Source organism: Actinobaculum sp. 352 (genome assembly GCF_003957265.1).
Lineage (GTDB): Bacteria > Actinomycetota > Actinomycetes > Actinomycetales > Actinomycetaceae > Asp313.
In genome coordinates, this window is the sequence record NZ_RQSN01000006.1 from 195,631 (window position 1) to 203,821 (window position 8,191).

An 8,191-nucleotide genomic window follows, 5' to 3' on the forward strand; every position below is an offset into this window, starting at 1 on the left:
ACTCGCCCGTCAAGCCTGTCGGCCTGATCTGTCCCACACCGCTACGCGGCATGCGACAGATCACCCCGCCATCCGGCTTGACAGGCTCCCTCCCACCCGGCCCAGCGGCACCATCAAACACCCACCAGGGAAGGAGACATCATGACCATCACGATCTACACCACCACCAGCTGCCAAGCCTGCCACCTCACCAAACGCGCACTCGACCGCCGAGGCATCACCTACCGCGAGCTCGACGCTGCCGCGCACCGCGACCAACTCATCAGCGCGGGTTGCCAGCAGCTCCCCGTTATCGTGACACCGACCGAGACCTGGACCGGCTACCGCCCCGACAAACTCGCCAACATCCGACGTACCGCATGAGGCGCGGACGGGCACGTGGCCCCCGGGGACAAACCCCGGGGGCCACAACTACGTCACAATCACGAGACCCCACACCACAGGCCTCACGCAGGCCGATCCTCACCCGATATAGTCCGCACGTGCTCACCCAGGCAGCCCCCTGCCCACCTGTGGACCGCCCGGGCGCCCGGAGCGCCCCACCGGCCCACACGTGGACAGCGGGACCCCAACAACCACCCGCACACACCTGCCACGATCCCGCGCGGCAGGTGTGCACGGCCTACCAACCACCAGCGAGACACGACAGTAGTCACGTAGCTATTTTCCATTCCCCCTGCCGCATTATGGCCCGCGCCGTGCTCCGCGCAAGTCCCACCCTCCGGCTGGGACCGGCCTATCCCTGATGTACGCCACACCGCTACGCGGCATGCCGTACATCACCGATAGACCGCCCTACGGGTTGACACTACGCTCCCAACGGCCCAGGAAGAGAGCAGGTAAGGGGTAATGGAAAACAATGCCAAACATGGCCAGCAGTCGGCACACGCCCTTGTGCACGCCGATACACGCCTGGCATAATGGGACTGGGTACACAGCTCGTAACCGTGTACCCAGTGTGAGTTGCTATCGCAGCAGTGCTATCAGCAGTGCCACGATGGCAATAGCAAGGTTAAAAGCCTGGAGCTGCGCGATCCTAAGCACGGCGCGCAGTATCCGGGCTTTTTCCTCACCCGACGTCTCGCGTTTCCGCTTACCCATCGACCTCACCTCCCCTCACCGACACAGAACTCAGCAAAGTTACAATTTGTGAGAGCTCTGGTCCAGCCCAAGGGAGCCACTCCCAGAATACAGCGCACCACCGACACAAAACAGGCCTAAGCAGCCCCGTCAACCGCGCGACGCAGGGCCTCCTGCGCCGGCAGCACATAGCGCTGAGTCGTCGTGAGCTGGGAATGCCCCAGAAGGAGTTGTACAGCGACGATATCGTGATCCACAGCGTACGCACGAGTACCAAACCGATGCCGAAGAGTATGCATCGTCCACGGAGACGGCAAAACCCGAGCCCCAAGCTTTGACACCCACCGCGACGACAAGTGCCCGTCAATCTTCCCGGGAAACAACCAGCCACCTGTACGATCTGTGATACGCACAAAATCCTCGTAAATGTCCGCCGGCATCGGAACAGGCCGATGACGACCACCCTTACCCCGCACAAGCAGCACCGGACCGAACAAATCATGCGTAAGATCCCGCCGATGAGCCCGTGCGATCTCACAACACCGCAACCCCATATACGCCGCCATACGAATAATCATCCCAACACGCAAATCCGTATGAGCCAACGCCTCCGCCAAAACCTCCTCAGGCGCCGACCGTGCCGGAGGAATTGATCGGCGCACCATCGGCAAACTGGCCGCAGGATTCTCCCAACCCCACATACGCGAAACACAACCAAAGAAACCACGCAGTGAGACATACATAGAATGCCGGGTCTCAGGCGCCCAACGCTGCGCACCTACCCACCGCAACAACTGCTCCTCCGTCACCTCCTCAGGAGCCAGCCCACAAGCACGCGCAAACGTCCGGATATGACGCAAACGCGTGACAATAGTACTTTCAGACCGACCGCCAGCACGCAGGAATAACTCCCACGCATCCAACGCCGTCTCCCACTCCGGAGGAGCCTGCCAAACCCAAGGTGAATGTAGTGAGCGCATGCCCACATTCTGCGATCAACGATTCCGTCAGAACACCCACGATCAACAGGTGGCAGGCCTCACGCAACCAACACCCAACCACCGCCAGCATCCCGATATACGGCGAAAGCTCCAAACCCGGAGGTCGGAGGTTCAAATCCTCCCCCCGCCACTGAATCAAGGGGCCGACCCGAAAGGACCGGCCCCTTCGCCTTACCCGGAACAAACGGCGCAGGGAGCCTGACCCATAGACCGCCGAACCTGTCTCCAGAACTGGTACAATGACCTATATCTGCGCGAGGTAGATTATCTACGCGTGGCATGTCACCCAGGCGGCCGGGCGGCCGAGGTAGTTCATCGCCGGACAGCAGTGAAAGGCTTGCTATGTCTTTACCGTCAGTGACTCTGGATCGCATAGAGTCATTGCTTCGCCCTAACGATGGAGCAGTGCGCCGTGACGGCGATATTCTGCGGCGCAGTTACTCCGATGTAGTCACAGAAGTGCGCCGTCGGGAGAAGATACTCGCCGTCACCGCGATATCGACGGTTCATTACACCGATGCGCGTGATTGTGCATCGGCGCTTGAACTCGTTGCCGGTCCCGGCGCAGCTGGGCTGCTGGCGGCATGCAGTGTGGAGAGAGTTGCTGATGGTTGCCGCATAAAGGCGTCCTTCGATGCAGTGATCAGTGCCGGTGCAACCGATGTGCAGCTATTGAGTCTCGTACGCCGCGCGATTGATATCTGTGCGTCCACCGTGACCGAGCACGATCAGCGGATCGCCGAGATCGTGGCGGAGCGTCGCGACGGTACGGAGCGCGGCACAGGAACGGAAGAGTAGCGAGTGGCCGGAGGTCGGGTATGGCGAACGAGAATGTGAACGAGAGTGCAAACGAGAACCTGGAATGGTTCCGGCAGGTTGGCCCGGAAGATGCCGTCGCGCCTGTGGATCTGGCGCGGTTGCGCTCCATGATAGAGCAGTTGGGTTGGGAGGTCACGGCTGAAGAGGGATCGGAGTACCCGATCACCGCTTCGCGCGATGGCCGCGACATCGAGATATGGAGTGTGAATGACGGCAACTTCCTGGAACTCAATCACGTGGGCTCCGCGCGTTTTTCGGGTGAAATCGTTGGTGAATTCGCCGGGCAGCTGAATACGTTCAACGGGGATCCGGACATTCCACATGTGGTACGGCTACTACCTGCTTACGACGACGAAGCGCGTGTGTGCGTGCGAGCCTCGTCCACCGTCTTCATCGGTGAGGGAATGAGTGACGTGCAGCTGCGCGAGTATCTGCAACCCACACTGGCCGCGTGCACAGAACTGGTCGAGGGCTTTGAACGGGGGCAGGAGCCGCAAGCCAATGTCTGATCTGCAGCAGATTCCTGAGTCTCCGCACACGCCGACCTCCCAGAATTTCCAGGTCGACCTCGCCGGTTTGGTAGAGCTTCTCAGCCGCAATCTGTACTCGGGCCCCCGGGTATTCGTCCGTGAGCTGCTACAAAATGGCGTCGACGCCATCACTGCCCGGCGTGGTATCGATCCGTCGTGCCCGGCGCGGATAACCTTCAGTGCCGAGGGCCAGATCCTACGCATCCGTGATACCGGAATCGGGCTGACGACCGACGAGGCGGCTGAGCTACTGGCAACCATCGGGGCGACCTCAAAACGCGATGAGTTCGGAATGGCTCGTACAGACTTCCTCGGGCAGTTCGGTATCGGGCTGCTGTCGTGTTTCATGGTCTCCGATACGATCACCGTACGTTCGCGCTCCGCCGCCGACCGGGACGCTCGGACCATCCAGTGGGAGGGAAGATCCAACGGAACCTGGGTTGTCACCACCGCCGTCGAGCCGTTGACCGAACCGGGAACCGAGATGCTTCTACATTCCCTGCCCGGTGAGGATCCCTTCACCTTCTCCTCGCTGTCCCGGCTTATAACCGAATACGGTGAGTTCCTGCCGATCCCGGTTGAGCTACGCGCCGAAGGACAATCGCAGGTGTTAACCGCTCGTCGTGCGCCGTGGGAGGAGAACAGCGCGGGCGCCGTCAGCTGGTGCGCCGCAAACTTCGGCTTCCATCCCTTCGCCGTTGTGCCGGTGGAGGTTCCGGAGGCCGGCGTCAAGGGTCGCGCCTTCATCCTGCCGACCGGCGCTCATCCCGGCCAGGAGACGCGTCACCGGGTCTATCTGCGGCGCATGTTGCTTGGCTCACGCATCACCGAGCTGTTGCCCGAATGGGCGTATTTCGCACGAGTCGTAATCGATGCCGAACATCTACATCCCACGGCCTCGCGGGAGGGGTTGTTCGACGACGACTTACTGGCCACGACACGCGAAGCACTCGGCGAACAGATTCGTACCTGGTTGACGAGGCTCTCGACGACGGACCCGAAGCTCTTCTCCGAGTTCATCGCCGTCCACGTCAGCGGACTGAAGGCCATGGCGGTTTCCGATGCACCCACTCGCGAGATGGTAGCACGAACAGTACCCTTCGTAACTTCTCTAGGAGAGCAAACATTCACGCAGGTGTTGGAGCGCTTCGGAGCATTCCGGTACACGCGCACTGCCAGCCGCTTCCGGTCCTTGGAGCCGGTTGCGCGTGCCAATGGGTTATGCATCGTCAACTGCGGTTACGCCTTCGACGCCGATCTGGTGGCTCAATTCGCGCTTGACAACCCGGAGAGGGCTATCGGTGAACTGGAGCCCGCGGAGGTACTCGGCGTTCTCGTCGCACCGCCGGAGGATACGCGGCAGCGTATGCGTCCGGCCCTCGCAGCGGCTCAAACGGCCCTCGACCCGGCCGGCGTGGAGGTGGTGTTACGCGCATTCGCGCCCGTATCCCTGTCGGTACTTTTTCTTCCCGACGCCGAGATTGCAGGGCAGGCGCTCGCGGAAGCGGTGCGTGACCGGGCGGAGGGAGTATGGGGAGCCCTGCTTGATGCGGCCGATCCCTTTGGCGACTCTCGCCGACCACTGCTTGTTCTCAATGCCCGCTCGCCCGTGATCAACCAGCTAGCCGGTGCGAAAGACGATCAATTGCTGCAGGCGGCTGTGCGTGGACTGTATGTGCAAGCACTGCTGGCCGGCCAGCATCCGATGGATGTGCAGGCTCGATCCTGGGCGGACCAAACCTTCACCAGCCTCATCGAACTGTCGTTGAAAGGACGATCATGACCGCCAGCCATGAGGATCTCCTCGCCCTATGGGACGAAGCTGCGAATACGCCAACCGGCCCGGGGGCAAACCAGTTGTGGGCTCAGCTCGCCATGCAGGCCGAAGAGGCCGGCGAGGAGCATATTGCTCTTCGCGCTAATCTCTCGCTGTGCCACGCCTATCTAGAAACGGAAGCGTTCGCGAAACTGCTCGTACCCTTCGTGTGGTGCACCAACAAGTACCGCGAGAAGCCGGAACTCTTCGATGACGACTCGCTCTACCTGTATGGGTGGAGTTTCAAGTACGTGCTGATTGCCGTGCGACAGTTGCCGCAGATTGCCCGTCAGCAATGCCTTGACATTCTCGAAGAGATGCGGTTGTTCTATCTGCAGATGGGAGAGTCGCTACGTCCGTACTACAGCCAGGCCAACAGCCTGTACGAGAATTTCGGCGAGATGGAGATGGCGGCGGGCTTCTACGAGCAGTGGAAGGACGCGCCGGTTACACGCCTCGCCGATTGCACTGCCTGCGACCCCGAGGACGAGGTCTACTACGAGATTGACTGCGGGGACTGGGAGGCGGCAGCACGGGTCGGAGACGCGGCGCTCGCTGCCGAAGGGAGGCGCTGCAGCAACCAGCCAAACTCGATGCTATCCATGCTGCTCGAACCCTGGTTCCGTACCGGACGTGATGCGGAGGCGTGGGCGGCACATCTGCGGGTGTATCGCGACTACCAGACACGAGCGGAGAAGACCGGATCGCTCTACCAGCACCTTGACTACCTGTATCTCAGCGGTCGGCCGGAACGGCTGGAACGCGCCCGCCGAATCCTGCTCAGGCATCTGCCGCGGTGGCCGCAGGTGGGAAGACGTATCAGCCTGCTGCGCTTGGCCTGTTCCGCCGCCAACGTGGTCAGTGCGTTGCCGGGGGATCATGAGCGCGAGGTCTTGCCGGTGACGCTGCCGGGAGACAAACTCGACGCCGCGCCGCGGCAAACGCTGACGAATCCCACCCTGCGGCAGGCCGAGGAGTGGTTCACATCACTGGCTCGCGATATTGCGCGGCAGCTTGACGGCAGGCCGGGGGTAACGAGGACGGCTTGGCAGGATTCAGTGGAGCGGTACCTCGCTCGACGCCCGCTTGCACAAGAGGCGCCACAGATCCCCGACGCCTCAGGGCTGCTAGGTGAGGATGCCATCGACTACCGCCTATCCGGCCCCGAGGATTCGGCGGGTGGCGCCGTTGCAGGACCGGCAGCACAGGACCGTTATTCCGGAGGTACGGAGCCCGGTACACCACCGCGTGTGGGAGACGAGGCGCCGACGCCGCTACCGGCACAAGGAACGGCGCTACCACCCGTCGTCGCCGTCGACGTTCGCGGACCGTGGCGCGATATGGACTACGCGCAATTGCTTGCCCGTGCGGAGGAGGTCGGCGCGGTCCGCCGCAGTGCATATGCGGTGGAACTTATGGAACGTTTGGCCTACGGGCGTGAGAATCGGCTGCCCAAGGGTGAACTAGGGGTTCGACTGCGTGGGCGGCTGGGGGCGGCCCTGGGCGAGGACAACGCGATATTGACGTGTTTTGATTCCGACGTCTCGACTGCACCGACTTCACGCGTTGACCACACCGGTGAGGACGACGCCGCCTGGGCGGTGATCGATCAGGCGTGGAGGCTGTGTGACCAAGGGCAGGATGCCGAGGCTGCGCTGCTCGCAGATGGCGCCATGCGCACCGTTTCAAGCGAGCAGTTAGGAGTGCGACTGGAAGCTCTGCTGGTGTTGACCGTAACCAGCGTTCGAGCGGGATTCTCCGCAGCGGCGCTCGACTATGCGCGCCAGGGTCTGAATCTGTGTGCAGCAGCGGGATTCAACCTGCGGGCTGCTGCATTCGCTGAGGCGCTTTCAGCCGCTTTGGTCAATTTGCGGCGGAACTTGGAAGCTGCCGAGGTTGCCCAGCTCGGAATCGGTTATCTGGAGGGGCTGACGACAGCCTCGCCACTCGTGGAGGCGCTTCTTCGGCACATGCTGGCCGGCTTGAATGCAATCGCCGACGAACGCGGAGCTGCCGAAACCGCCATACGCCTGGGAGACTTGCGCGAACTGGCAGGTGATGTGGACGAAGCAATCAACTGTTTCGGCAGTGCGGCGAATTCTCTGCGTTCCAGTGATCAACACTCGCGCGCGATTGCCACGTGGGCTCATGTCATACGTCTTGCTGAGAGTGCTCAGAATACGAAGGCACTGATCGATGCGCTGTGGGAGCGTGCAGATGTTCTTGCCTTCCGTCCAGGCAAACATGCAGATGAGGATATAGCCGAGCTTGAGGCGATGCTTGATCGGCTGCATGAACTCTTCGCGCAGGTGGCCGGAAGCGTGCCCACGGGCGAGCTTGTGACGGATTCCGATTACGTTGCTGCGCAGGGCGAAGCCGTGTGGTGTACGCGAGCGGCACGACTGTATTGGGCGGTGGGCCGTATTCGCACAGCGTTGGACCTACAGGAGGCCGGCGTCGAATGGTATCGGCGTATTGCCGTGGATTTCGAGGAGAGCTATCTCAGGCAGCTGCTGATTCTAGCCAATATGTATCGCATGGAGGGGTCGGTCGAAACGGCGCGTGAGAAGGCGGCGTTGGCGAGCCGCATACTCGACGACGAACGATTCGAAGGCCATGAATTGCGAGGAATGTACCGCAGCCTCATGGATCGTTTCGAGGACGGGCAGCCGTAGATCCCTGCTTGTCCGCGCCGCCAGGGTACGCAACGCCGCCGTGGGATCGAGGTACCCGCTACTGCAAGTCGATCCCGACGAGCCTCACGGGGAAGGTGCGAACCAGACCGGCGCCAGACGCGGATGCCTGAGTCGAGTGTGGACGGGGGGGTGCCCCTATGTGGTTTGTCAAGCGGCGGTGGGTAGTTGCTGTGCTGGTTGGGGGTCGTAGAGGGAGCCGTCGCGGATCATGGCGTATAGGGTGAGGATGCGGCGGTGGGCGAGGGTGAG

At 61.9% G+C, this 8,191-nt stretch carries 7 protein-coding genes; 5 read left to right on the forward strand and 2 right to left on the reverse strand.

Annotated features, from left to right (window positions below; genetic code table 11):
- The first annotated feature begins 141 nt into the window (after positions 1–141).
- Complete coding sequence (locus EKN07_RS08090) at positions 142–363, forward strand: glutaredoxin domain-containing protein (protein WP_108716075.1); 222 nt, start codon at positions 142–144, stop codon at positions 361–363.
- Positions 364–966: 603 nt separating this feature from the next.
- Here EKN07_RS08090 and EKN07_RS13140 read toward each other — a convergent pair.
- Both EKN07_RS13140 and EKN07_RS08095 read right to left on the reverse strand, forming a co-directional pair.
- Positions 967–1,101 carry a hypothetical protein gene (locus EKN07_RS13140; RefSeq protein WP_276308075.1) on the reverse strand — a complete coding sequence of 45 codons (135 nt, stop codon included), beginning with the start codon at positions 1,099–1,101 and terminating at the stop codon, positions 967–969.
- Positions 1,102–1,217: 116 nt separating this feature from the next.
- Positions 1,218–2,060: a tyrosine-type recombinase/integrase gene (locus tag EKN07_RS08095; protein ID WP_206435700.1), complete on the reverse strand. Its 843-nt coding sequence runs from the start codon at positions 2,058–2,060 to the stop codon at positions 1,218–1,220.
- A 363-nt stretch (positions 2,061–2,423) separates the two neighbouring features.
- Between EKN07_RS08095 and EKN07_RS08100 the strand changes: the two genes are divergently transcribed.
- From EKN07_RS08100 to EKN07_RS08115, 4 genes are read left to right on the forward strand one after another with little or no spacing between them, the layout of a single operon-like run.
- Complete coding sequence (locus EKN07_RS08100) at positions 2,424–2,879, forward strand: hypothetical protein (protein ID WP_125482487.1); 456 nt, start codon at positions 2,424–2,426, stop codon at positions 2,877–2,879.
- Between the two features lie 20 nt (positions 2,880–2,899).
- Positions 2,900–3,409, forward strand: coding sequence for a YbjN domain-containing protein (locus tag EKN07_RS08105; RefSeq protein WP_126146126.1), 510 nt, complete (start codon positions 2,900–2,902; stop codon positions 3,407–3,409).
- Complete coding sequence (locus EKN07_RS08110) at positions 3,402–5,213, forward strand: HSP90 family protein (protein ID WP_126146127.1); 1,812 nt, start codon at positions 3,402–3,404, stop codon at positions 5,211–5,213. The genes EKN07_RS08105 and EKN07_RS08110 overlap by 8 nt, the downstream gene beginning before the upstream one ends.
- On the forward strand, positions 5,210–7,921 hold the full coding sequence (locus EKN07_RS08115; RefSeq protein WP_126146128.1) for a hypothetical protein: 2,712 nt from the start codon (positions 5,210–5,212) through the stop codon (positions 7,919–7,921). Before EKN07_RS08110 ends, EKN07_RS08115 begins: the two co-directional genes overlap by 4 nt.
- Positions 7,922–8,191 lie beyond the last annotated feature (270 nt).

What these genes read in the sequence shown, in the direction of transcription:
- EKN07_RS08115 (WP_126146128.1), top strand. Translation starts at nt 5,210, where the DNA reads ATGACCGCCAGCCATGAGGATCTCCTCGCCCTATGGGACGAAGCTGCG.
- EKN07_RS13140 (WP_276308075.1), bottom strand. Translation starts at nt 1,101, where the DNA reads ATGGGTAAGCGGAAACGCGAGACGTCGGGTGAGGAAAAAGCCCGGATA.
- EKN07_RS08110 (WP_126146127.1), top strand. Translation starts at nt 3,402, where the DNA reads ATGTCTGATCTGCAGCAGATTCCTGAGTCTCCGCACACGCCGACCTCC.
- EKN07_RS08105 (WP_126146126.1), top strand. Translation starts at nt 2,900, where the DNA reads ATGGCGAACGAGAATGTGAACGAGAGTGCAAACGAGAACCTGGAATGG.
- EKN07_RS08100 (WP_125482487.1), top strand. Translation starts at nt 2,424, where the DNA reads ATGTCTTTACCGTCAGTGACTCTGGATCGCATAGAGTCATTGCTTCGC.
- EKN07_RS08090 (WP_108716075.1), top strand. Translation starts at nt 142, where the DNA reads ATGACCATCACGATCTACACCACCACCAGCTGCCAAGCCTGCCACCTC.
- EKN07_RS08095 (WP_206435700.1), bottom strand. Translation starts at nt 2,060, where the DNA reads ATGCGCTCACTACATTCACCTTGGGTTTGGCAGGCTCCTCCGGAGTGG.